Here is a 25,037-nt window from a genome sequence, read left to right on the forward strand (position 1 = left end):
AAGGAGAATACGATAATGGGTGGAATTTTTGGAGTAGCATCAAAGTCCAGCTGCATTCTGGACCTTTTCTTCGGAATTGATTATCATTCCCATCTGGGAACACGCAGAGGTGGAATGGCAGTGTATGATACGAAACGTGGTTTTGACCGTGTCATCCATAACATTGAGAATGCACCGTTTCGAACAAAGTTCGATGGTGATATCGGTGATATGGAAGGAAATTTAGGAATCGGATGTATTTCAGATAATGAACCACAGCCACTTCTGGTACGCTCTCACCTTGGAAACTTCGCGATCACCACAGTTGGAAAGATCAACAATATGGATGAACTGATCGCAAACTGTTTCAAGAATGGATGTACCCATTTCCTGGAAATGAGCGGAGGAAGTGTGAACCCCACAGAAATGGTAGCAGCCCTGATCAATCAGAAAGATAATATGATCGAGGGAATCCGTTATGCACAGGAAGTGATCGAGGGTTCCATGACCATGCTGATCCTTACACCAAAAGGTCTGCTTGCAGCCCGTGACCGTCTGGGAAGAACTCCATTGATCATAGGTAAGAAAGAAGATGCCTGCTGCGTATCCTTTGAGAGCTTTGCATACCTGAACCTCGGCTATGAAGACCTCAAAGAACTGGGACCTGGCGAGATCGTAGCAGTAACTCCTGATGGGGTGGAGACACTGCAGAAACCTGGAGAAGAGATGCGTATCTGTTCTTTCCTCTGGGTATATTATGGATATCCGACTTCAACTTACGAGGGAATCAACGTAGAAGAGATGCGCTATCACTGCGGTGATATGCTTGCAAAACGAGACAAAGGCGAAGTAAACCCGGATATCGTAGCCGGAGTACCGGATTCCGGTATCGCTCATGCCATCGGATATGCCAACCAGTCCGGCGTACCTTTTGCCCGCCCGTTTATTAAATACACACCGACCTGGCCGAGATCCTTTATGCCAACTCAGCAGAGCCAGAGAAACCTGATCGCCAGAATGAAACTGATCCCGGTACATCGTCTGATCAAAGATAAGAGCCTCCTTATGATTGATGACTCAATCGTACGCGGAACTCAGTTAAGAGAAACTACAGAATTTCTCTACAGAAACGGCGCTAAAGAAGTACATATCCGTCCTGCATGTCCGCCGCTGCTTTATGGATGCAAATATCTGAACTTCTCACGTTCCAAATCCGAGATGGATCTGATCACAAGAAGGATCATTGCGAAACGTGAGGGTGACAATGTCAGCGATAAGATTCTGTCAGACTATGCAGACCCGAACTCAACCAATTACAAAGAGATGTTAGAAGAGATCCGTAAGGAACTGAACTTTACATCCCTGAAATTCCACAGACTGGACGACCTGAAAGAATCCATCGGAATTTCACCGTGCAAACTCTGTACTTACTGCTGGGACGGAAAAGAATAAAGAAAAACAAAGAGGAGACGTAGAATTTGTCGGAAATCAATAACCAGATAAAACAGAAACAGAACAAAAAGAAAAAAAGACTTAAGAAGCTTCTGATATTCATGCTGATCCTGTTCTTTCTGCTTATACTTGCAGGTACTTTGCTTATGCGGTATCGAAAGAATGAGGAAAAACAGCAGAGAAAAGAAGAAGCGCTGGCAGCACTGGAAAGTGTTCCGACCGTAACTCCGACACCAGCAGCTACGCCGACTCCGATCCCGACTCCAATCCCGACAGTGACCCCGACTCCGGTGCTGGAACGAGCATATGTGTTTGACCCAGATGATTATCTGGGAACCTGGCACAGTAAGAACGGCAGAATTGTGATCGAGATCACCAAACTCAGCCAGAAGTCAGTGACCTTTACTTATTCTCAGACTAATAAGAAAAAGACAGCAACCTGCGAAGCAACAGTAAAGAAATCCGTAGCAGGAAATGCGTCCAGATTTTCTTTTACAGATTCGCTGGGAAATGTAGCGAAAGGCTATCTTACTTTTGATAATGGACGTCTGTATGTCAATATTAAGACAAAGACAAAAGCAGAGGGAGTAAAAGTGCATCCATCTGTGGATACCATCATGATCAGAGAATAACAGGATACATGGTCAGACAGGATAATACATAAAAATAGAATCAAAAGATAAACGACAAAAGGATTCAGGTAACACAAGTTGGTTACAGGAATCCTTTTGCTTGTTTATTTATTCATTTCTTTCTTGTCAGTACGTCCAACCAGATAATCAATACTGATGTCATAATAATTTGCCAGTCTGATCAGCATCTCGATTGGGATGTTGCGAGATCCTGTCTCATAGTGTGAATAAGAACGCTGACTGATGTGAAGAATCTCACTAAGCTGTCTCTGAGACAGGTCAGCATCTGTACGTAAATCCTGAATACGCTGAAATTTCATATGATCCACCTCTCTGTTATATAGTTTTGTTGCAGTCGGATTTATGGCTGAACATCCGATTGTGAAGAAAGTATAAAACAGAACAAAATGCACTATTGCAATTTGGAGCAAAATGGACTATAATAAAAGATGATCTTTTTTTCAAATCTGATTTCTCAGAAAAATCCCATGAAAATAAATGAATGATCGAGGATCAATTACGTAAATGATCTAGCGCGTGTTTGAAAAATCATTCCTGTAATCTGCACGCCCCACTTTGCGGTATATTTTGTCCGAATTCGGTTGTCGTAGCCCGCTACGACGCCCTCATCCGAACAAAATCTTCCACAAATTGTGACGCACATCTTGCAGAAAGCCTTTTTCAAACATGCTCTAATGAAATAATTAGGATGCGCATAAATATCCGGGGAAATTTATGACGGCAGAAAGGAGTAATTTTTGTTTGCAAGTGTATTATCAGCTGCAATCTTTGGGGTAGAGGTATGCCCTGTCCAGGTAGAGGCAGATGTAAGTAATGGATTACCTTCCTTTATTATGGTAGGTTTTCCGTCAGTTCAGGTAAAAGAAGCTCAGGACAGAGTCCGCACAGCGCTGAAAAATAACGGTTATCAGTTTCCGCCAAAGAGGATAACTGTCAATTTCGCCCCCGCAGATATGAAGAAGGAAGGGGCAGGGTTTGATGTGCCGGTGGCAGCAGCAGTTCTGGCGGCTTTTGGCATGATCAGTCCCCAGGTTATCAGTGGAGTTATGATGTCAGGTGAGATTGGTCTGGACGGAGAAATCCATGGAGTTTCAGGTATTCTTCCGATTGTATTATGTGCCAGAAACCTTGGATGCAGATTTTGTGTAGTTCCATATGACAATCTGAAAGAGGGCAGACTGGTCTCTGATGTTCCGGTAGCAGGAGTAAAGAATTTAGAAGAACTGATTGATTGTCTCCTGGATCCGGAGCCCTTTCTTAAAACAGAAACAGAAGAAAACATACCACTATCGGCAGAAAAAGAGAAGAACATGGATTTCTCCGATATTGAAGGGCAGGAGAGCGCCAAAAGAGCCGCTGAGATTGCAGTGAGCGGATTCCACAATATCCTTTTTATCGGTTCACCTGGAACAGGAAAAACCATGCTTGCCAGACGGCTTCCTACCATTATGCCGGGGCTTGGTTTTGAGGAGAAACTGGAACTTACCAGGATTTACAGTATCGCAGGGCTTTTGTCCAGGGAACATCCTCTGATCAATGAGCGCCCTTTTCGCAGTCCTCATCATACAAGTACTCCTCAGGCTATCGCAGGTGGCGGTCGTAATCCCAGACCGGGCGAAATCACTCTGGCACATAAAGGTGTTCTTTTTCTGGATGAAATGCCGGAGTTCTCAAGGGCAAGCCTGGAACTTTTGCGCCAGCCTATGGAAGACAAGGTGATCCAGATAGCCCGGGCCAGTGGAACATATAGCTTTCCGGCAGACTTTATGTTATGTGCAGCAATGAATCCCTGTCCCTGCGGCTATTATCCAGATTTGAATAAGTGTACCTGCACTTCTGGTGAAATCAGTCATTATATGGGAAAAATCAGCCGACCGCTCCTTGACAGAATTGATATCAGTACAGAAGTACCACCAATATCTTTTGCCCAGCTTCATGGTGGGAAAAGAGGAGAAACTTCTGCAGTGATCCGAAAAAGAGTGGAAAAGGTACAGAAAATTCAGGAAGAACGCTACAGAGATGAAGAAATTAATTTTAATGGACAGCTTGGCAGCCGCCAGATTGATAAATACTGTCCTCTTACAGACGGTGCATCCAGGCTTCTGGCAAGGGCATTTGATCAAATTGCATTTAGTGCCCGTTCCTATCACCGAATTATGAAAGTAGCCAGAACCATTGCGGATATGGATGACGAGGAAATCATCGCAAGCCACCATATCGGTGAGGCATTATCATATCGGGTGTTTGATAAAAATTCTGTCATAAAATAAGTATCTGCGAGGTATTTTATATGGAAAGAACTGACATGAGAAAGAACAATACTGACGGAGATAATATAAAAGAAAATAATGCAAAGGAAGACAAGAATGCACAGATTCGTTGTGTTGAAAAATCAAGTCCGGAATATCCTCAGATTATGAAACAATATCCATCTATGCCCGGAAAACTTTATGTCAGAGGACGTTTTCCTGATCCAGACAGGAGAACCGTAGCCGTGATTGGTGCCAGAATGTGCAGTCCTTACGGCAGAATTCAGGCTTTCCGTTATGCAAAGGCATTGAGTCAGGCAGGTGTCCAGATCATCAGTGGTATGGCTCTTGGAATTGATGCAGAGGGACATAAAGGTGCACTGGAAGGCAGGATGCCGACTTTTGCGGTGCTTGGAAGTGGTGTAGATGTGTGTTATCCAAGAACAAACCGCAAATTATATGAAAGGATTCTCTGGGAAAATGGTGGCATCATCAGTGAGTGTCCGCCTGGTTCTGAGCCTGCAGCCTGGCATTTTCCGGCCCGCAACAGGATCATCAGTGCATTGTCTGACGCTGTTCTTGTAGTAGAAGCAAAAGAGAGCAGTGGATCCCTGATCACTGCAGGGTTTGCACTGGAGCAGGGAAAGATGGTTTATGCGATTCCGGGCGCTGTCACAGATGTTCTCAGCAGAGGATGTCATAAGCTGATCTATGATGGAGCAGGAATCGCATACTGCCCGGAAATCCTGCTGGAAGAACTTGGAATTTCCTCGTCGAAAGTCACACAAACAGAGGAAAAAAACAACTTAGGACTTGCAACTGATTTGAATATGGTGTATAGTTGTCTCGATTTACGACCAAAAAATCCCGACTATATTGTGAGAAAAACGGGCTTTTCACCGGCTCAGGTAAGCAATTGTCTGGTGGAACTGACACTGCGGGGGCTCATAAGAGAGTGCGGGAGATACTATTATGTAAGAAGCAGTTAACACCGGATGAAGCAGAGTTCACTGTCCGGTTATGAGTAAGCTGCGGGGTGGATAGGTATGTCTGCCTGATTCATATAAACAGACGTAACGGTTCAGTATTTTAACCAAATAAATTGCGGAGCAGTTATTTGGCTATGAGCAAGTCACTTGACGTAGATTGCTGAACAATTACAAACAGACATAGATTACGACTAGGAGAGGTAGCATGGCGAAATATCTGGTGATAGTGGAATCACCTGCAAAAGTGAAAACAATTAAGAAATTCCTTGGTGCGAATTACGATGTGGAAGCTTCTAACGGACATGTTCGTGATTTCCCCAAGAGTCAGTTCGGAATCGATGTAGAACATGACTTCGAACCCAAATATATAACAATCCGTGGAAAGGGAGAACTTCTTGCAAAACTTCGCAAGTCAGCAAAGAAAGCAGATAAGATTTATCTGGCAACTGACCCTGACCGTGAAGGAGAAGCAATTTCCTGGCATCTGATGCAGGCATTGAAAGAAGACCCTAAGAAGATGCACAGAATTACTTTCAACGAGATTACCAAGACAGCAGTAAAATCTTCCATTAAACAGGCGAGAGACCTGGATATGGATCTGGTAGATGCACAGCAGGCAAGACGTATGCTTGACCGTATGGTAGGTTACACCATCAGCCCGCTGCTCTGGGCGAAAGTCAAGAGAGGTTTAAGCGCAGGCCGTGTACAGTCTGTTGCACTTCGTATCATCTGCGATAGAGAAGATGAGATCAATGCATTCATTCCGGAAGAATATTGGAGCCTTGAAGGAGAATTCCAGGTAAAAGGAGAGAAGAAACCGCTTCAGGCTAAGTTCTACGGAACAGATAAGAAAATGAACATCCACAACAAACAGGAGATGGATGAACTTCTTGCATCCCTGCAGGATAAGGAATACGAGATCACAGAAGTAAAGAAAGGTGAGAGGATCAAGAATGCTCCGCTTCCGTTTACTACCAGTACCTTACAGCAGGAAGCAGCCAAGACACTGAACTTCTCCACACAGAAGACCATGCGTCTGGCACAGCAGTTATATGAAGGAATTGATATCAAGGGAAATGGCACTGTCGGTGTGATCTCTTACCTGCGTACTGATTCCACACGAATCTCTGAGGAAGCAGATGCAGCAGCAAGAGAATACATCACAGCTCAGTACGGTGAAAATTACGTTTCTCAGTCTGAGAAAACTGTGAAGAAAGGACAGAAGATCCAGGATGCTCATGAAGCAATACGTCCCACAGACATCAGTCGTACACCGGCACTTCTGAAAGAATCTCTATCCAGAGATCAGTTCAGACTGTATCAGCTGATCTGGAGACGTTTTGCAGCCAGCAGAATGGCTCCTGCGAAATACGAGACCACATCTGTAAAGATTGGAGCAGATGAATATATCTTTACAGTTTCTGCATCTAAGATCGTATTTGATGGATTTATGTCCGTATACACAGATGAAGAGGATCAGAAAAAAGGGAATGTGCTGAACCAGAGCCTTGAGAAAGGTATGAAATTGACACTTAAGGAACTGAAACCAGAGCAGCATTTCACACAGCCTCCTGCACATTATACAGAGGCATCCCTGGTTAAGACCATGGAGGAACTGGGAATTGGACGTCCAAGTACTTACGCACCGACCATTACTACCATTATCAGTCGTCGCTATGTGGCAAAAGAGCAGAAGAATCTTTATGTCACAGAGCTGGGTGAGGTTGTCAATAACATTATGAAGCAGGCATTTCCAAGTATTGTAGATGTAAACTTCACAGCAACTATGGAAGGTCTTCTCGACTGTGTGGCAGCAGGCACTGTCAAATGGAAGACGGTGGTCAGCAACTTCTATCCTGATCTGAAGAAAGATGTAGACGCAGCAGAGGAAGAACTTGAGAAAGTTGATATCCAGGATGAGGTCACAGATGTGATCTGTGACAACTGCGGCAGAAACATGGTTATCAAGTATGGTCCTCATGGACGTTTCTTAGCATGTCCGGGATTTCCTGAATGCAGAAACACCAAGCCATATTTTGAGAAAATCGGAGTTTCATGTCCGAAATGCGGAAAGGAAATTGTTCTCAAGAAAACCAAAAAAGGACGTAAATACTACGGATGCGAGAACAATCCGGAATGTGATTTTATGTCCTGGCAGAAACCATCCGCAAAGAAATGTCCAAAATGTGGAAGTTACATGGTGGAAAAGGGGAACAAGCTCGTTTGCAGCCAGGAGACTTGTGGATACGTTGAGCCAAAAGACGCAAAAGAGGAATAAGCTTTTTAAGATAAAATATAATAAAGTCAGCAAATACAGGAAGAAGATCTCGCTTTTTCCTGTATTTTTTTGCTTATATGTCCGGATTTAGAACTACAAAAATATTTATTGGATAATATTTGTAAAAGGAATCTATTTTCAGAAAAGAAAAAATAAATTAAAAAATAATAAAATTTGTCTTGTAATTTGGCGGTGAAACGTGTAGTATTAAAGTACGAGTAATGTTAATGACCAAGTATGTCTGAATCTTCTTTCATAACAGAAGAAAATTACTGTTCATTCCGTGAATCGTGTCAGAAAAGATGGTGTTGTTCACTTTGTGATCAGTAGAGAAAAAGACTTCAGATATATGCAAGGCGAAAGGAGGACTATATGAGCGTTCAGTTGCTGGATAAAACAAGAAAAATAAACAAACTTCTGCATAACAGCAGTTCCAGCAAGGTGGTATTTAATGATATCTGCCAGGTTTTGATGGAAACATTGAGTTCCAATATTCTGGTTCTCAGCAAAAAAGGAAAGGTTCTGGGCGTCAGTTTATGTCCGGGTGTAGAAGAGATCACTGAGCTAATCGAAGATAAGGTTGGCGGATATGTGGACTCATTATTAAATGAGAGATTTCTTGGCGTACTGTCAACAAAAGAGAATGTGAATCTTCAGACACTGGGATTCGAGCATGTGTCAAGCAGTTATCAGGGAATCATCAATCCGATAGATATTGCAGGAGAGAGACTGGGTACAGTATTTATGTACCGTTATGACAGACCATATGATATTGAAGATATTATTGTCAGCGAATATGGAACTACCGTTGTCGGTCTGGAGATGATGCGTGCTGTTCATGAAGAGAATGCAGAGGAAGACAGAAAGCAGCAGGTAGTGAAATCTGCGTTTAATACTTTATCATTCTCTGAATTGGAAGCAATCATTCATATCTTCGACGAACTTGACGGAGACGAGGGAATCCTGGTTGCAAGTAAGATTGCAGACCGTGTGGGAATCACCAGATCCGTAATCGTAAATGCATTAAGAAAATTTGAAAGTGCCGGTGTCATTGAATCCAGATCTTCCGGTATGAAGGGAACCTATATCAAGGTTCTTAATGAAGTGATCTTTGACGAACTGGAAGAGATTAAAGCACAGAGAAACAGTAAGAAATCCTGAGATAAATAATCTGAGAAACACAAAATAAGAAAGACTGTCTGTCATTTTTGACAGATGGTCTTTTTTAGGTTGCGGAAACCTTTGCTACAGATGTGAATTTTGCCAACAGGATTCTTTTTGAGAAAGTGCTGTAAAAACTAAAATTATTTGCAAATTAAGAAAATGAAAGAAAAAAAGAGAATAGAAGAGTAAATAAGAGAATATATTTTATTTTGTAATGATAAAAGAACTTGCGAAATCAGGCCGTTTTCAATAATATAAGGACAGTGATTAGCACTCGAAGTAAATGAGTGCTAGCAAAAATCGGCAAGGTTAGACAGAGCGCCGAAACAGTTGCCGGAATTCAATACAGAGGAAACGGTAACAAAATTAAGTTGAAGAATAAAGGAGGATCATAGATCATGACATTAGTACCTTTAGGTGACAGAGTTGTATTAAAACAGGTTGAAGCAGAAGAAACAACAAAATCCGGAATCGTTCTTCCAGGACAGGCACAGGAGAAACCACAGCAGGCAGAAGTAGTAGCTGTAGGACCTGGCGGAGTTGTTGATGGCAAAGAAGTAAAAATGGAAGTTGCTGTAGGTGATAAAGTTATCTACTCCAAATATTCAGGAACAGAAGTAAAAATGGACGGCACAGAATACATCATCGTAAAACAGAATGATATTCTTGCAATCGTTAAATAAGGCACAATAGAAATAAAATCGAAATATAAACAATGTAGCGTAATCATTGGGCAGCATACTATTATTTCTCGAGAGATTTCAATAGAAGATATTTAAATCTAACGGTGACGCTGATGATTACGATAGAATTTAAACAGGAGGTCATTTCATCATGGCAAAAGAAATTAAATTCGGCGCAGAAGCCAGAGCAGCTCTTGAAGCTGGTGTAAATAAATTAGCTGATACAGTAAGAGTAACATTAGGACCGAAAGGAAGAAACGTAGTTCTTGACAAACCATACGGTGCTCCGCTTATCACAAACGACGGTGTTACAATCGCAAAAGAAATCGAACTGGAAGACGGATTCGAAAACATGGGAGCTCAGCTGATCAAAGAAGTTGCTTCCAAAACAAACGATGTAGCAGGTGATGGTACAACAACAGCTACAGTTCTTGCACAGGCTATGGTTCACGAAGGAATGAGAAACCTGGCAGCAGGCGCTAACCCGATCATCCTGAGAAAAGGTATGAAGAAAGCTACAGATACAGCTGTAGAAGCAATCAAGAACATGAGCCAGACAATCAGCGGCAAGAAACAGATTGCAAACGTTGCATCTATTTCTGCAAGCGATGAAACAGTTGGACAGTTAGTAGCAGACGCTATGGAAAAAGTTTCCAAAGACGGCGTTATCACAGTAGAAGAATCCAAGACAATGCACACAGAACTTGACCTTGTAGAAGGTATGCAGTTCGACCGTGGATATGTTTCCGCATATATGTCAACAGATATGGAAAAAATGGAAGCAAACCTGGAAGATCCATACATCCTGATCACAGACAAGAAGATCAGCAACATCCAGGAAATCCTCCCATTACTGGAGCAGATCGTAAAAGTTGGCGCTAAACTTCTTATCATCGCTGAAGATGTAGAAGGTGAAGCTCTTACAACTCTGATCGTAAACAAATTAAGAGGAACATTCCAGGTAGTAGCTGTCAAAGCTCCGGGATATGGCGACAGAAGAAAAGAAATGCTTCAGGATATCGCAATCCTTACAGGTGGCCAGGTAATTTCTGAAGAAGTTGGTCTGGAACTGAAAGATGCAACTATGGAACAGTTAGGACGTGCAAAATCTGTTAAAGTTGCAAAAGAGAATACAGTTATCGTTGATGGTATGGGTGACAAAGATGCAATCGCAAACCGTGTTGCTCAGATCCGTGGACAGATCGAAGAAACAAAATCTGAATTCGATAAAGAAAAATTACAGGAAAGACTTGCTAAACTGGCTGGCGGCGTAGCTGTTATCCGTGTTGGTGCTTCCACTGAAACAGAAATGAAAGAAGCTAAACTTCGTCTGGAAGATGCTCTTGCAGCTACAAGAGCAGCAGTTGAAGAAGGTATCATCGCAGGTGGCGGATCTGCATACATCCACGCATCCAAAGAAGTTGCAAAACTTGCAGCAACTCTGGAAGGTGATGAGAAGACAGGTGCAAACATCATCCTGAAAGCACTGGAAGCTCCTCTGTTCCGCATTGCTGCAAATGCAGGACTGGAAGGTTCCGTGATCATCAACAAAGTAAGAGAATCCGAACCAGGAATGGGCTTCGATGCTCTGAATGAAAGATATGTAGACATGGTAAGCGAAGGCATCCTTGACCCTGCAAAGGTTACAAGAAGTGCTCTTCAGAACGCTACAAGCGTTGCATCTACATTACTTACAACAGAATCTGCTGTTGCAATCATCAAAGAAGACACACCGGCACCGGCTGCTAACCCGGGAATGGGAATGATGTAATCCGTTAAAAGTAAAATATAAAATTCAGAACGGCGTTCCGTGAATCGAAAGGTTCATGGGACGCCGTTTTTTGTATAAAAAGATGTTGTTCGTCATAAAAATATGGTCATTCATCAGGTTATAAACATTTTTATGAAGAGTCGCTGTATTATAAATTTACAAGGTGAGCAAAACCAAAACATTATACGAATAGAAAACAGATATTTTTGAAAAATAGAACTATTTATTTGAAAATATGGATAATAATAACAATATATGTTGAAATCTGCCTTTGGAATATGCTAAAATTTTTTTGTAAAACAATATTTAGAATAAAATTTGTTTTATAAGTTATTTTCATATCAAAGGGAAGGAGAAAAACAACAAGATAAAAATATGCTGAAACATATTTTATAAATTTACGGGAAAGAAAAGGAGAGGAAAGTTATGTTAAGAGAAAAAGCAAAAAAGATTGTAAAAGCTATTTTTGCAGGTGCAACAATGGCACTCTGTGTAGCTGCTATCAATCCTGCGGCACAGGTACAGGCAGGTATGCTGATGGAAAGCGAACTGATTGATTCAACTAAATCCAATGACACATTTGGTTTAGCTGATGAACTTCCTTTAAAAACATGGATGAAAGGTGTATCAGAAAAAAACGATAAAGATTGGTATAAGTTTACAATTACAAAAAAAGGATGTTCACAGGTTGTACTGAAAAGAGGAAGTGATAATCCATCAGCAAATGCAAAATGGAGTTTTTATGTATATGATGAGGCTAAGAGAGAATTATTTAAAAATAGAAGCTATGTATTAGGCTTAGCACCTGGAAGATATTATATTATGGTTAAGCCTGTCAGCGGAGCGGGGAAAAAAGACACATATAATTTAAAAGTAAATTATATGGAATCAGATTCATGGGAAAATGAAACATTCTCTCCATATGAGAAACCAAATCAAGCTGTGCCAAATAAAGAATATACAGGGAATTTGTACGGTCAGAAGGATAAAGATATATATAACTTTAAAATGGATGGAACAAATGGAGCTCTTTTGACATTTAAGATAGATGGAAGTGTTGATATTTCAAAAAAGCCCTCTTGGAAAATAGAATTTTTTCAAAATGGTAATAAACGTTTGGAAAGTGTGGAGATTGAACAGGGTGGAGATTTAAATGAAAAACAGTTAAAAACATATCAGTATGTTAGAACTGATGAGATATTAAAAATTGCAAAATGTACTGGTGATCTTACTGTAAAAGTAACTAATTCATGCAATGCTGTAGGAAAGATTTACCATTTACAGCTAGAACCTATTGTTAGTACTGTAAATATTACTTCTTATTCAGCTTCGAGAGGACAAGCAATGCTTAGTTGGAACACAGTTAATAATGCACAGGGATATTATGTATATCGTCGTAGCACAAAAGAACCAAAGTATGAAAAAATTGCGACTGTGACAGGGGACAATAAATATATTGATAATACTGTAGATAGAAATATAACCTATTATTATAAAGTTCTTGCATTTCAGAATCGAGGATCAGGTATTATAACATCAGAATCATCTAACTATGTGAAAATGAGGATAAAGTAAATAATAGTAAAAGAACAATTGAATGTAAAGAACTGCCGCATAGACGACAGTTCTTTTTTGTGCTATAATACCTGTTAACCAATCCGGAATCTTTCGGATAAAACATAAGAAAAGGAGACGAAACAATGGGCGACCTGTATTCAGAATTACTGGTAAAGAAAGACAAAACTGCCAAAGACAGCCTGATTAAATATGGACTGATCGTTCTGACAGTTCTGGCAGTAGCGGCAGGACTCTTTATCACACCACTGGCACTGATCGTGGCTGTTGTATGTGGAATTGCATGTTACTTTGTAATCCCGAAAACAGATGTAGAATTTGAATATCTGTTTATCAATGGCGATTTCGACATCGACATGATCATGTCAAAGACAAAAAGAAAGAGAGTAAAGAGTTTCAAATTATCAGAGGCAGATCTGGCAGCTCCGCTAAATTCCCACAGAATGGACTATTACAACGGAAACCAGAAGATGAAAGTATTGGATTTTTCATCAGGAAATTCAGAACATAAACGTTTCGGGGTCATCACAAGACTGGACGGAGATTTATGCAAGATTATTCTGGAACCAGATGAAGCACTTGCAAAAGCTATGAAAAATTCAGCACCGAACAAAGTTTTTTTGGATTGACATAGAAACTGATTTTTGTTACACTTGTGAAAAATAAAAGGGCCAGTTGCTGGTTCCTTTTTATTTATTACAATATAGGGAATGCTCTGTAGAATTCTTATATTGTAACAGACAATAGTAGTAATTCAATTTCATATACACAAGGGAGGAAATGCAATGGGTACTATCATTGGTGAAGGCATTACTTTTGATGACGTGCTGTTAGTTCCGGCATATTCAAAGGTAATTCCGAATCAGGTAGATGTCACAACTTACTTAACAAAGAAGGTTAAACTGAACATTCCTATGATGAGTGCAGGAATGGATACAGTAACCGAGCATCGCATGGCGATCGCTATGGCGAGACAGGGTGGTATTGGTATTATTCATAAGAATATGTCCATTGAAGCGCAGGCAGAAGAAGTAGACAAGGTAAAACGTTCTGAGAACGGTGTTATCACAGATCCTTTCTATTTATCTCCTGAACATACACTTAAGGACGCAGATGAGTTAATGGCGAAGTTCCGTATCTCCGGTGTGCCGATCACAGAAGGCAGAAAACTGGTCGGAATCATTACCAACCGTGATCTGAAATTTGAGACAGATTTCAGTAAGAAGATCAAAGAGTGCATGACTTCTGAGGGACTGATCACAGCCAAAGAAGGAATCACACTGGAAGAAGCCAAGAAGATTCTGGCAAAATCCCGTAAAGAGAAATTACCCATTGTAGATGATGACTTTAACTTAAAAGGCTTAATTACTATTAAAGATATTGAGAAACAGATCAAATATCCTCTGGCTGCAAAGGATGAGCAGGGACGTCTTCTCTGCGGTGCTGCGGTAGGAATCACTGCTAATGTACTTGCACGTGTTGATGCACTTGTAAAGGCATCTGTAGACGTGATCGTAATTGATTCTGCACATGGACATTCAGAGAACATTCTGAAGGCTGTACGCGAGATCAAGGCAGCATATCCGGAACTGCAGGTAATCGCAGGTAACGTAGCAACAGGTGCTGCGACAAAGGCTCTGATCGAGGCCGGTGTAGATGCAGTTAAGGTTGGTATCGGACCTGGATCTATCTGTACCACACGAGTTGTTGCAGGTATCGGTGTTCCGCAGATCACAGCTGTCATGGACTGTTACGAAGCAGCAAAAGAATACGGAATCCCGATCATTGCAGACGGTGGTATCAAGTATTCCGGAGATGTCACAAAGGCAATCGCAGCCGGTGCGAATGTCTGCATGATGGGAAGCATGTTTGCAGGATGCGACGAGAGCCCGGGAACATTCGAACTGTATCAGGGCAGAAAATATAAAGTATACCGCGGTATGGGATCTATCGCAGCTATGGAGAACGGAAGTAAAGACCGTTACTTCCAGGAGAATGCGAAGAAACTTGTTCCGGAAGGCGTAGAAGGACGTGTTGCTTACAAAGGACATGTTGAGGATACTGTATTCCAGCTCATGGGCGGTCTCCGTTCCGGTATGGGATATTGTGGAGCAGAAACTATTGAGAAGCTTAAAGAAACAGGCAGATTCATCAAGATTTCTGCTGCATCTCTTAAGGAATCTCATCCACATGATATTCACATCACAAAAGAAGCGCCAAACTATAGCGTAGATGATAAATAATAAAGATTTACAGTAATATATGCCCTGGTTGGCTGCTAGTGGAAGGAAAGCAAATACCTTCCGGCATGCTGACCGGGGTGTTTTTTGTTTATTATTCATTGGAAGAGGCGTAATAAATATATGATGGGGGATAGCTGGGTTAAGATGCATTATTTCCGAGGAGTGCTATAGAACCAATATAATTATAAGAGAAGGTAAAAATGCAGAAACAGACAAAAAGGAAAAGAACGGGGACCAAAACAGCAAAAACGACAGTGAGATCACGAAGAACCAAGACAGCAGAAACAGCAAAGAAAAATGGAATTTCAAAGACTGTAAAATCTGCAAAGCCATATGCGGCAAAAAAACCTGCAGGCAGAAAGAAACGGGGGAAAAGCAGCAGGGTCAGACAGAGAAATCAAAGGGTTCTTATTATCGGTTTACTGATGGTTATTATAGTTCTGGCGGGATGGATCGTTATAAATCGTATGAGTGAAAATGGATGGAGTATTGGAGGATTTATACATAATTCTGACACAGTGGTTTCTGATACAGAACAGTCAGAAACAGATTCATCAGATTCTTCCGGTGGTCCGGAACAATGGCAGAAAGAAGGGGCACCATACATAGATGTGGAATTGCTTACACCGAATGAATATTCCAGACCGCAGATTCCAATTGAGAGTGTACAGTATATAGCGGTTCATTATACTGCAAATCCGGGAGCAACAGCGATTGCTAACCGGAACTATTTTGAAAATTTAGCGAATACTCATGATACAAAAGTAAGCAGTCATTTTGTGGTGGGACTGGAGGGAGAGGTAGTACAGTGTATTCCAACTTCAGAGATGTCTTACGCAACAAATTCCCGCAATGTAGATACATTATCTATCGAGTGTTGTCATCCTGATGAGACAGGAAAATTTAATGATGCAACGTATGATTCGGTAGTAAAATTAACAGCGTGGCTTTGCACAAGGTTTGATTTAACTTCAGAAAATGTGATTCGCCATTATGATGTCACAGGAAAAGATTGTCCGAAATATTATGTGGAGAATCCGGATGCATGGTTACAGATGAAAGCAGATATTGCAGCGCAGATTGAGACAGACTATAGCTTACAGAATAATTAATAGAGGCCGATAATCTGTTATTTATAGCAATCCCAGAAAATTTAAGGAACATTTTGAAGATTATTTCATTCGCTTGACATTTGCATTTTTGAATAACTGCGCGTCGCATTCTCGTTACTTTAGTGATGAGTTAGAGCTTGAATGAAAAAGTAAATTCTACATTCTAACATAGGGGGTGCGGACAGAATCCTGGACCAAATAAGTTTTAGGAGGTTCATATGTATTCATACGAAGACCGTATCCGCGCTGTAAAGTTTTATATTAACTGTGGTTACAATGCTGCGTATACTGTACGTAAATTGGGGTATCCTGATGTGACCAATTTAAAGCACTGGTACCGTGAGTACTCTCAGTACAATGATCTGCATCAAGGTCGTAAAAAAGTCAGCAAATTTTCTGATAAAGAGAAACGAGATGCTGTTGATTACTACTTTAGTCACGATTGTAATGCATTGAAGACGGTTAAGAATCTAGGGTATCCCAGTCGACCACTTCTCATTCAATGGGTTAAAGAACTTTATCCAGAAGAAGGAGAAAGACGTTGTAAATCTTTTAAACCACATGTAAGATGTTCTCAAGAGGAAAAAATCCAGGCAGTTATGGAATCATGCAGAGGTAACTTAAAGATATCACAAATTGCTGAGATATACGGTGTTACCCCTTCTGCGGTTTCCACTTGGAGAAAAGAGCTGCTTAGCGAAGGGAGAATATTGAAAATGCAACAACCCTCTGCTAATGATAAATCTATTGATGAACTGATGCGCGAAAAGGCTGAATTAGAAGCAAAAGTCAAACGCCTCGAACGCGATGTATACAAGTTGCAATTAGAACGAGATGTCCTTGAAAAAGCCGGTGATATCTTAAAAAAAGAGAAGGGCATCAGTCTCGATAAATTGACAAATCGCGAAAAAGTATTCTTGATTGATGCCCTACGAAATCAATATAAGTTAAATGAACTATTACCGGTTCTAAGGCTCTCTAAAAGCAGTTATTGTTATCAGGTACAATGCATAAAACGTGAAGATAAATATAAAGAGATTCGCGAGAAAATAAAAGTACTCTTTGTGCACAATAAGGAAAGATATGGCTATCGGCGTATACATTGTCTGCTAAAACGAGAGGGCATTATTGTCTCTGAAAAAGTCGTTCGTCGTATAATGAATGAGGAACAACTACTAGTAAAAACAACAAAGAAACGTAAATACAACTCATATAAAGGTGAATTAAGTCCAGAGGTTGAAAATGTAATCAATCGCGATTTTTCAGCACCTCAACCAAATCAGAAGTGGCTTACCGATATAACTGAATTTCATATACCTGCAGGAAAAATTTATCTTTCGCCTATAATAGATTGCTTTGATGGTATGGCTGTTTCATGGACAATAGGAACTTCACCAAATGCTGAGCTGGCGAATACCATGCTTGTCAACGCAATTGACACATTGAAAGATAATGAACGTCCTTTGGTTCATTCGGACAGAGGTTGTCATTATCGATGGCCAGATTGGATAAACTTGATGGATGGGGCTGCACTGACCCGTTCTATGTCAAAAAAAGGATGTTCTCCGGACAATTCTGCATGTGAAGGGTTCTTTGGCCGCCTCAAGAATGAAATGTTTTATAACAGAAACTGGAATCATATTTCTATAGAATCGTTCGTTAATGAACTTGATAAATATATGCACTGGTATAATGAAGATCGAATCAAAATGTCACTTGGTGGAATGAGCCCACTTGAGTATAGACGTAGTCTAGGAATAGCAACTTAGTCCAAGAAAACGTCCGCACCCCCTTTACTCTTGCAAGGTAGAATTTAAAAATACATTTAACCGTGATGAGTTAGACGCGCAAATTTTTTATTCAAAGAAAGAACATATGTTTACTTCTGGCACTATATGTGCTAAAATATAGCCATGGGTAGTAGAAAAAACAACAGAATCTGAGAAAAGAGTTATCAGGGAGAAATAAAAATGCAGATAATATCCAGTTATGGTGTAGAATTACGAAAACAGAATATCCCGATCCGCCAGACACTGGAGATATACCGTTCTGCTGTCAGCTATCTGATTGGAATTTATGTGCAGGTATGGGAAGAATTAGCAGAAATCCCGGATGCAAAGAGGCGTTTTAATGCTGCAGAACATCTGGTACATACTACGAAGAAAAACCATGCCTGTTTTGATTTTGATATCCGGTTCCCAAAGATGCCTTCCTATCTGCGCAGATCTGCCATTCAGCATGCACTGGGGACAGTATCCTCTTATAAAACACGGCTGGATCTATGGGAAAAGACAGACGGAAAGAGCGGGAAACCAAAGCTTGTATATGAAAACCATGCCATGCCGGTCTTCTACCGTGATGTCATGTACCGTGAGGGAGCGGAAGGGAAAGACGAAGCATACCTGAAACTCTATGACGGCCATGACTGGAAATGGTTCTGTGTACGTCTGGAGCATACAGATATGGAATATCTGAGAAAATACTGGTCAGGGAAAAAGGCATCTGCCCCGACTCTGGAAAAGAGACATCGGAAGTATTTTTTGCGTTTTTCCTATACAGAAGAAGTAACACTTACCAAAACACCTATGAAAGAACAGATCATCTGCAGTGTGGACTTAGGGATTAATACCGATGCAGTCTGTACCATCATGCGGGCAGACGGAACTGTCCTGGGAAGAAAATTTATCAATCATCCCAGTGAAAAAGACCGGATGTACCATACATTGGGACGGATCCGCAGATTCCAGAGGGAACATGGTTCTGCGCAGACACAGGGAAGATGGGCATATACGAAACGTCTGAATACAGAACTGGGCAAAAAGATTGCAGGTGCGATTGTAAGATATGCGGAAGAAAACCATGCAGATGTGATCGTGTTCGAGTATCTGGAGATGCAGGGGAAGATATCGGGAAAGAAAAAGCAGAAACTGCACCTGTGGAGAAAAAGAGATATCCAGAAGTGTTGTGAACATCAGGCACACAGGAAAGGGATGCGGGTATCCAGAATCTGTGCATGGAATACCAGCAGACTGGCTTATGATGGTTCCGGGGTGGTAACACGTGACTGGGAAAATCACAGCATCTGTACTTTCCAGACAGGAAAACGATATAATTGTGACCTGTCAGCATCCTGTAATATAGGGGCGAGATATTTTATAAGGGAACTTTTAAAACCCCTTCCGGCAACGGAAAGGTCTTTACTGGAGGCAAAAGTCCCTTCTGTAAAGCGTAGGACCTCATGTGTCTATGCAGATCTGAGGAAACTCCATTCAGAAATGGAATTCTTAAAAGCAGCATAGATACAGGCAGATATACAGCGGACTACCTGTAATGTGGGAACCAGCCATATCCGGCATGGGAAATACGCATAACTGCGCACCTAAGTTACAGGCGTATCCACCGATATTCAGTCTGACGCCTAAAGCGTCTGGAAGCACGCGACTTCAGTCGTGTGAGGATAAAGTTTTTAATTCACATGGAGGGCATAAAAAATCACGAGGGAAATCATAAAGAAAATCAGCAGCCTGCAAAAAAATTTGCCTTGAAATCCGCAAAGAAGTATTGTACTATAATAACAGCGTGTGAGTTTTTCACAACAGTGCCTGCATGACTGGCGGAAGTAGGATCACCTACAGGGAGTGCAGCGTGGATATGAGCCGACCGCCTGGGCAGCCTGGAGATAAAGGGTTTCCCAGGCTTTTTTTGACCTTATTTTTAAAGAAAAGGAGAAAAAACTATGGAAATGTTATCACTGGAAAAAGAACTGAAAGAGAATTCCTATCCTGGAAGAGGAATTGTAATCGGACGTTCCGCAGACGGTAAGAAAGCAGTGACAGCTTATTTCATCATGGGCAGAAGCGAGAACAGCAGAAACAGAGTATTTGTAGAGGATGGTGAGGGAATCCGTACCCAGGCGTTTGATCCGTCCAAACTTACAGATCCGAGTCTGATCATCTATGCACCTGTACGTGTACTGGGAAACAAAACAATCGTAACTAACGGAGATCAGACAGATACCATTTATGAGGGAATGGATCATCAGCTTACTTTTGAGCAGTCCTTAAGAAGCAGAGAATTCGAGCCGGACGGTCCGAACTATACACCTCGTATCTCCGGTGTTATGCACGTAGAGAACGGAAAATTCAACTATGCAATGTCAATTCTCAAGAGCAACAACGGAAATCCGGATGCATGTAACAGATACACATTTGCATACGAGAATGCCATTGCAGGAGAGGGACATTTCATCCATACTTATAAATGTGACGGAAATCCACTTCCAAGCTTTGAAGGCGAACCGAAACTGGTAGCAATTCCGGATGATATGGATGAGTTTGCAGAACTTCTCTGGAACAGCCTGAACGAAGATAACAAAGTATCTCTGTTTGTGAGATATATTGATATTGAGACTGGTAAGTACGAAAGTAAGATCATTAATAAAAATAAATAACAGTCAGTCACGGAGTCAGTTACTGAATCGTGTTATTGTGCACAGAATGAATAGTAGCCTGAACACAGATAATATGCGCAGATTACCGTGAACAGAAGACAATGCTTTTGCAGTAAAGGATTATTTACAGAAATCAATTTTGGAATATTTATTTCGTTCATACGGAGGATTAATACAATGAAAGAATTCGAATTAAAATATGGCTGTAACCCGAATCAGAAACCTGCTAAAATTTATATGGCAGATGGTTCTGAACTTCCGATCAAAGTGCTTTCCGGAAGACCAGGATATATCAATTTCCTGGATGCATTTAATGGATGGCAGCTGGTAACAAACCTGAAAAAAGCAACAGGACTTCCAGCAGCTACATCTTTTAAACATGTATCTCCGGCAGGTGCAGCAGTAGGGCTTCCACTGACAGAGACACTGGCAAAAATTTACTGGGTTAATGATATGGACTGGAAGAATTTTTCTCCATTGGCATGTGCTTATGCGAGAGCCCGTGGTGCAGACAGAATGTCTTCTTTCGGTGATTTCATTTCTCTTTCTGATGTTTGTGATAAAGATACAGCACTTCTCATCAAGAGAGAAGTATCTGATGGTGTCATCGCACCTGGATATACAGAGGAAGCACTGGAAATTCTGAAACAGAAGAAAAAGGGCAACTACAATGTTATCCAGATTGATGAGAATTATGTACCGGCTCCGCTGGAGCATAAAGAGGTATTTGGAGTAACTTTCGAACAGGGACGTCAGGAACTTGTCATTGACGATGAAATGCTTTCCAATATCGTGACTGAGAATAAAGAACTTACAGAGGAAGCAAAGCGTGACATGAAGATTTCTCTGATCATTCTGAAATATACACAGTCCAACTCTGTATGCTTCGTAAAAGATGGACAGGCTATCGGTGTTGGTGCAGGACAGCAGTCACGTGTACATTGTACAAGACTTGCAGGACAGAAGGCAGACAACTGGTTCCTTCGCCAGTGCCCGAAAGTGCTGAATCTGCCATTTAAGGACAGCATTTCCCGTGCAGAGCGTGACAATGCCATTGATGTTTATATCGGGGATGAATATATGGATGTACTTGCTGATGGTATGTGGGAGAAAACTTTCACAGAGAAACCGGAAGTATTTACAAAAGAAGAGAAACGTGCATGGCTGGATCAGATGACAGATGTTACTCTTGGATCTGATGCGTTCTTCCCGTTCAGTGATAATATTGAACGTGCGCATAAGAGTGGTGTAAAATATATTGCTCAGCCGGGTGGATCTGTGCGTGATGCGGATGTAATTGATACATGTAATAAATATGGAATGGCAATGAGCTTTACTGGAATTAGATTATTCCATCACTAAGAAATATAAAAGGGACGTGCGAGACAAATAAAGATCGTGGGTGTGGTTTCGGAGTTTAAGAAAAAAAATTTTCTAAAACTTATGCAAATGCGCCCACGATCTTTATTTGTCTTGCACTGGTATTGAAGATGGGAGATAGTGAATAATATAAGAGGTACTATAAGAAATAATGTAAGAACCTGGTAGATGATAAAATAAAAAGAACCAGCAACAGCTGATTCTCTAAGAGCGATAGACGGGGCTCGAACCCGCGGTCTCGACCTTGGCAAGGTCGCGCGTTACCAACTACGCCACTATCGCATTTATTATTTTTTGCTGAAACAGTTACCTCAGCGACAAAATATATACTACTATAAAAAGTTCTTTTTGTCAAATGTTTTTTTCACTTTTTTATAAAATTTCAAATATATATTTTTCTTTGCGTATCAGAGAATATAAAATCTGAACATTTCGTGAAGTCTGAAGAAGGAAAATTGCAAAACATCAGGGGCTGTGCTATGATTAACAAATGCAAAGAAGTTCCTGTGTAAATAGTGGACAGGAATGAAAAGCAATAAAGGAGATGAAATTTAGTCATGAAGAAAAGACTGATGATGCTGACGCTTTGTTTTTCACTGATGGTTCCGACTACGGTATCAGCGAATATCCTTGATTATGAGGGAACGATCAATGCGTATAAGCAGGACAATAAAACTCCACAGATTTTTGAAATTGATGATGGCAACGGTAAGAAGGTGACTGCAGTTGCCAAGGCAGATACAGTTTCTATATCCATCAAGTATACATATATAAGATCTAATCCGGGAAAGGATGCCGGAAAATTAAAGAAAGTATATCTCGGAACAAATGTGGAGCGTGTTGCTGTATGTGATAATGGCTGGAGCAAGGTAACTTACGAGTACAAGAATAAAAAGGGAGCACAGAAGATCATCGGGTATGTCAGAACAAAGAATATCAATGACAGTGACCAGGTGAAAACTGCAAAGGGTACTTTTACAGCATTAAAAGACAGTGACATTCTGGATTATCCGGGTAAGAAAGATGGAGAGGTAGTAGGTGAGGTTATCCAGGAGGATGAGATCAAACGTCTTGCTACGGTAAATGATATCTGGAGTCAGATTTCCTATAAAAATGATGCGGGAAAGAATACGATCGGATATATTCCTACCAATGTGCTGGAGAATGTGACAGATACGCAGGAGAGTGAAGAGGAAACGAAGATTGCAGAAGTTGATGGTCAGGAAGCAGGAGTGATCCATAAGAGTGAAGGCAAAGGGGTATTTGCGGATGCTGTAGAAGGTGTGACTGCAGATAAGGGAGAAGCTGTTAATGGAGTACAGATCGGTACTCCGGTTGCAGTATCTTCTGATGCAACTTTGAAGCCGCTGGGAACATTTAAGATCACACATTACTGTCCTTGCAGTATCTGCTGTGGTCCATGGGCAAATGGTGTTACAGCGTCTGGTGTGACTGCGACAACCAATCATACGATTGCAGTAGATCCGTCTCAGATTCCATATGGATCAAAAGTCGTAATCAATGGACAGGTTTACGTTGCAGAGGATTGTGGTGGTGCGATCAAGCAGAATTGTATCGATATTTACGTTGCGACTCACCAGGAAGGCGAAGATAAGGGCGTATATTATACAGATGTATATTTACTTCAGTAAAACTGAAAAACAGACAACATAGAAAATCCGACAGGAGCATTCTCACTTCTGTCGGATTTTTTATGTTGATCAAACGTTTTTAGCAGTCAGAGAAATTTGCTTGAAGAACTCTCTCTTGCGTATTATGCGTTTTTCAGTGCCTGTTCAATATCAGCAATAATGTCTTCTACGTTTTCAATACCAACGGAGAGACGGATCATTCCAGGTGATACACCGGCCTCTACAAGCTGTTCATCATTCATCTGACGATGGGTATGGCTTGCTGGATGCAGGATCATAGTCTTGGATGCAGCCACATGAGTAGCGATAGTAGCAAGTTTTAAGCTGTCCATAAATCGTACCGCAGCTTCTCTGCCACCTGTCAGTTCAAAAGAAATAACACCACATGTTCTGCCACTGTTCATGTATTTCTGAGCTAGTGGATAATATTTGTCATCCGGAAGTCCGGCATAGTTTACGTGAGATACCTTTTCGTGGGCATTCAGGAACTCTGCGATTTTCTGTGCGTTATAGCAGTGGCGCTCTACACGAAGCGGAAGGGTTTCCAGCCCGAGATTCAGCAGGAAGCAGTTTGTTGGAGAAGGAATGGAACCCAGATCACGCATCAGCTGAGAAGTTGCCTTTGTAATGTAGGCTTTTTTTCCAAACTGTTTGGTGTAGACAACGCCGTGATAAGATTCATCCGGTTCTGTCAGACCATGATATTTGTGTCCATAGGCATCCCAGTCAAAGTTACCACTGTCAACGATGGCGCCGCCGACCTGTACAGCATGTCCGTCCATATATTTGGTTGTGGAATGGGTAACGATATCTGCACCCCATTCAAAAGGACGACAGTTTACAGGGGTTGCGAAGGTATTATCTACGATAAGCGGAACTTCATGCTCATGAGCAACCTTTGCGAATTTCTCGATATCCAGAATTACCAGTGCAGGGTTTGCAATGGTTTCTGCAAAAAGTACTTTGGTGTTCGGACGGAATGCAGCAGCGATTTCTTCAGGTGTTGCATCTGTGTCAACAAAGGTACAGTCAATACCGAGTTTCTTAAATGTAACAGCAAGGAGATTGAACGTTCCTCCGTAAATAGTGGAAGCTGCGACAACGTGGTCACCTGCTTCGCAGATATTGAAGACGGCATAGAAGTTAGCTGCCTGTCCGGAGGAGGTAAGAATTGCGGCAACACCGCCCTCCAGATCAGCAATTTTTGCTGCTACAGCATCGTTGGTCGGGTTCTGCAGACGGGTATAGAAATATCCTTCTGCCTTCAGATCAAAGAGCTGGCCCATTTCATCAGTGGTATCATATTTATAAGTGGTACTCTGATAAACCGGGAGTGCACATGGTTCCCCCTTAGATGGAGTGTAACCGGAATGGAGACATTTAGTCTCGAGTTTGAAGTCACTCATG

20 protein-coding genes, 1 tRNA gene, 1 pseudogene and 1 riboswitch are annotated in these 25,037 nt (G+C 41.3%); of the genes and pseudogenes, 18 read left to right on the forward strand and 4 right to left on the reverse strand.

The genetic code is table 11. The annotated features are described in order from the left end of the window. Nucleotides 1-15: 15 nt before the first annotated feature. Together KQI87_RS11805 and KQI87_RS11810 are read left to right on the forward strand one after the other, a co-directional pair. The gene (locus tag KQI87_RS11805) at nucleotides 16-1,431 is read left to right on the forward strand and encodes an amidophosphoribosyltransferase (RefSeq protein ID WP_216460311.1); all 1,416 of its coding nucleotides are present in this window, start codon (nucleotides 16-18) and stop codon (nucleotides 1,429-1,431) included. A gap of 26 nt (nucleotides 1,432-1,457) precedes the next feature. After that, complete coding sequence (locus tag KQI87_RS11810) at nucleotides 1,458-2,063, forward strand: hypothetical protein (protein ID WP_216460312.1); 606 nt, start codon at nucleotides 1,458-1,460, stop codon at nucleotides 2,061-2,063. Between the two features lie 104 nt (nucleotides 2,064-2,167). Here KQI87_RS11810 and KQI87_RS11815 read toward each other — a convergent pair whose 3' ends face one another. Next, on the reverse strand, nucleotides 2,168-2,383 hold the full coding sequence (locus KQI87_RS11815; RefSeq protein WP_216460313.1) for a helix-turn-helix domain-containing protein: 216 nt from the start codon (nucleotides 2,381-2,383) through the stop codon (nucleotides 2,168-2,170). A 197-nt stretch (nucleotides 2,384-2,580) separates the two neighbouring features. Continuing rightward, nucleotides 2,581-2,727, reverse strand: a complete 147-nt coding sequence (locus KQI87_RS17285) for a DUF6783 domain-containing protein (protein WP_334300742.1) — start codon at nucleotides 2,725-2,727, stop codon at nucleotides 2,581-2,583. On the opposite strand from KQI87_RS17285, the pseudogene KQI87_RS17290 reads away from it, so the two are divergent. The 15 genes and pseudogenes from KQI87_RS17290 to KQI87_RS11885 all read left to right on the forward strand — a co-directional run. Then, nucleotides 2,665-2,802: pseudogene (locus KQI87_RS17290) on the forward strand (DUF6783 domain-containing protein); the annotation flags it as partial. The gene KQI87_RS17285 and the pseudogene KQI87_RS17290 overlap by 63 nt on opposite strands. A gap of 19 nt (nucleotides 2,803-2,821) precedes the next feature. Then, nucleotides 2,822-4,354 carry a YifB family Mg chelatase-like AAA ATPase gene (locus KQI87_RS11820; protein ID WP_216460314.1) on the forward strand — a complete coding sequence of 511 codons (1,533 nt, stop codon included), beginning with the start codon at nucleotides 2,822-2,824 and terminating at the stop codon, nucleotides 4,352-4,354. 20 nt (nucleotides 4,355-4,374) lie between these two features. Next, nucleotides 4,375-5,322 carry a DNA-processing protein DprA gene (dprA, locus tag KQI87_RS11825; protein WP_216460315.1) on the forward strand — a complete coding sequence of 316 codons (948 nt, stop codon included), beginning with the start codon at nucleotides 4,375-4,377 and terminating at the stop codon, nucleotides 5,320-5,322. Between the two features lie 205 nt (nucleotides 5,323-5,527). Next, nucleotides 5,528-7,600: a type I DNA topoisomerase gene (gene topA / locus KQI87_RS11830; RefSeq protein WP_216460316.1), complete on the forward strand. Its 2,073-nt coding sequence runs from the start codon at nucleotides 5,528-5,530 to the stop codon at nucleotides 7,598-7,600. Nucleotides 7,601-7,972: 372 nt separating this feature from the next. Next, nucleotides 7,973-8,761: a GTP-sensing pleiotropic transcriptional regulator CodY gene (codY, locus tag KQI87_RS11835; protein WP_216460317.1), complete on the forward strand. Its 789-nt coding sequence runs from the start codon at nucleotides 7,973-7,975 to the stop codon at nucleotides 8,759-8,761. Nucleotides 8,762-9,162: 401 nt separating this feature from the next. After that, complete coding sequence (gene groES / locus KQI87_RS11840) at nucleotides 9,163-9,447, forward strand: co-chaperone GroES (protein ID WP_008705701.1); 285 nt, start codon at nucleotides 9,163-9,165, stop codon at nucleotides 9,445-9,447. A gap of 151 nt (nucleotides 9,448-9,598) precedes the next feature. Then, a complete protein-coding gene (groL, locus tag KQI87_RS11845) occupies nucleotides 9,599-11,218 on the forward strand; it encodes a chaperonin GroEL (protein ID WP_216460318.1) in 1,620 nt (539 codons plus the stop codon). 426 nt (nucleotides 11,219-11,644) lie between these two features. Next, nucleotides 11,645-12,793, forward strand: coding sequence for a hypothetical protein (locus tag KQI87_RS11850; RefSeq protein ID WP_216460319.1), 1,149 nt, complete (start codon nucleotides 11,645-11,647; stop codon nucleotides 12,791-12,793). A 125-nt stretch (nucleotides 12,794-12,918) separates the two neighbouring features. Next, a complete protein-coding gene (locus tag KQI87_RS11855) occupies nucleotides 12,919-13,422 on the forward strand; it encodes a DUF6106 family protein (protein WP_216460320.1) in 504 nt (167 codons plus the stop codon). A gap of 156 nt (nucleotides 13,423-13,578) precedes the next feature. Further along, on the forward strand, nucleotides 13,579-15,036 hold the full coding sequence (gene guaB, locus KQI87_RS11860) for an IMP dehydrogenase (RefSeq protein ID WP_216460321.1): 1,458 nt from the start codon (nucleotides 13,579-13,581) through the stop codon (nucleotides 15,034-15,036). Between the two features lie 425 nt (nucleotides 15,037-15,461). Continuing rightward, nucleotides 15,462-16,148, forward strand: coding sequence for a peptidoglycan recognition protein family protein (locus tag KQI87_RS11865; RefSeq protein WP_216460440.1), 687 nt, complete (start codon nucleotides 15,462-15,464; stop codon nucleotides 16,146-16,148). Between the two features lie 218 nt (nucleotides 16,149-16,366). Beyond that, nucleotides 16,367-17,917 (forward strand): IS3 family transposase, encoded by a 1,551-nt coding sequence (locus KQI87_RS11870; RefSeq protein ID WP_216460322.1) that lies wholly within the window; start codon nucleotides 16,367-16,369, stop codon nucleotides 17,915-17,917. A 201-nt stretch (nucleotides 17,918-18,118) separates the two neighbouring features. Further along, the gene (locus KQI87_RS11875; RefSeq protein ID WP_216460323.1) at nucleotides 18,119-19,447 is read left to right on the forward strand and encodes an IS200/IS605 family accessory protein TnpB-related protein; all 1,329 of its coding nucleotides are present in this window, start codon (nucleotides 18,119-18,121) and stop codon (nucleotides 19,445-19,447) included. 297 nt (nucleotides 19,448-19,744) lie between these two features. Continuing rightward, nucleotides 19,745-19,825: riboswitch (ZMP/ZTP riboswitch) on the forward strand. Between the two features lie 59 nt (nucleotides 19,826-19,884). Then, on the forward strand, nucleotides 19,885-20,598 hold the full coding sequence (locus tag KQI87_RS11880; RefSeq protein WP_008705693.1) for an IMP cyclohydrolase: 714 nt from the start codon (nucleotides 19,885-19,887) through the stop codon (nucleotides 20,596-20,598). 177 nt (nucleotides 20,599-20,775) lie between these two features. Beyond that, entirely contained in the window at nucleotides 20,776-21,960 is a 1,185-nt protein-coding gene (locus KQI87_RS11885) for a phosphoribosylaminoimidazolecarboxamide formyltransferase (protein WP_216460324.1), read from the forward strand. A gap of 227 nt (nucleotides 21,961-22,187) precedes the next feature. Here KQI87_RS11885 and KQI87_RS11890 read toward each other — a convergent pair. Then, nucleotides 22,188-22,260 (reverse strand) — tRNA-Gly (locus tag KQI87_RS11890). 275 nt (nucleotides 22,261-22,535) lie between these two features. On the opposite strand from KQI87_RS11890, the gene KQI87_RS11895 reads away from it, so the two are divergent. Then, nucleotides 22,536-23,630, forward strand: a complete 1,095-nt coding sequence (locus tag KQI87_RS11895) for a 3D domain-containing protein (protein WP_216460325.1) — start codon at nucleotides 22,536-22,538, stop codon at nucleotides 23,628-23,630. A 122-nt stretch (nucleotides 23,631-23,752) separates the two neighbouring features. Here KQI87_RS11895 and KQI87_RS11900 read toward each other — a convergent pair whose 3' ends face one another. Further along, nucleotides 23,753-25,036 (reverse strand): O-acetylhomoserine aminocarboxypropyltransferase/cysteine synthase family protein, encoded by a 1,284-nt coding sequence (locus KQI87_RS11900; RefSeq protein WP_216460326.1) that lies wholly within the window; start codon nucleotides 25,034-25,036, stop codon nucleotides 23,753-23,755. Between the last annotated feature and the right edge of the window lies 1 nt (nucleotide 25,037).

Origin of the sequence: Blautia sp. MSJ-9 (assembly GCF_018919065.1) — a bacterium.
Taxonomy (GTDB): Bacteria; Bacillota; Clostridia; order Lachnospirales; family Lachnospiraceae; genus Blautia_A.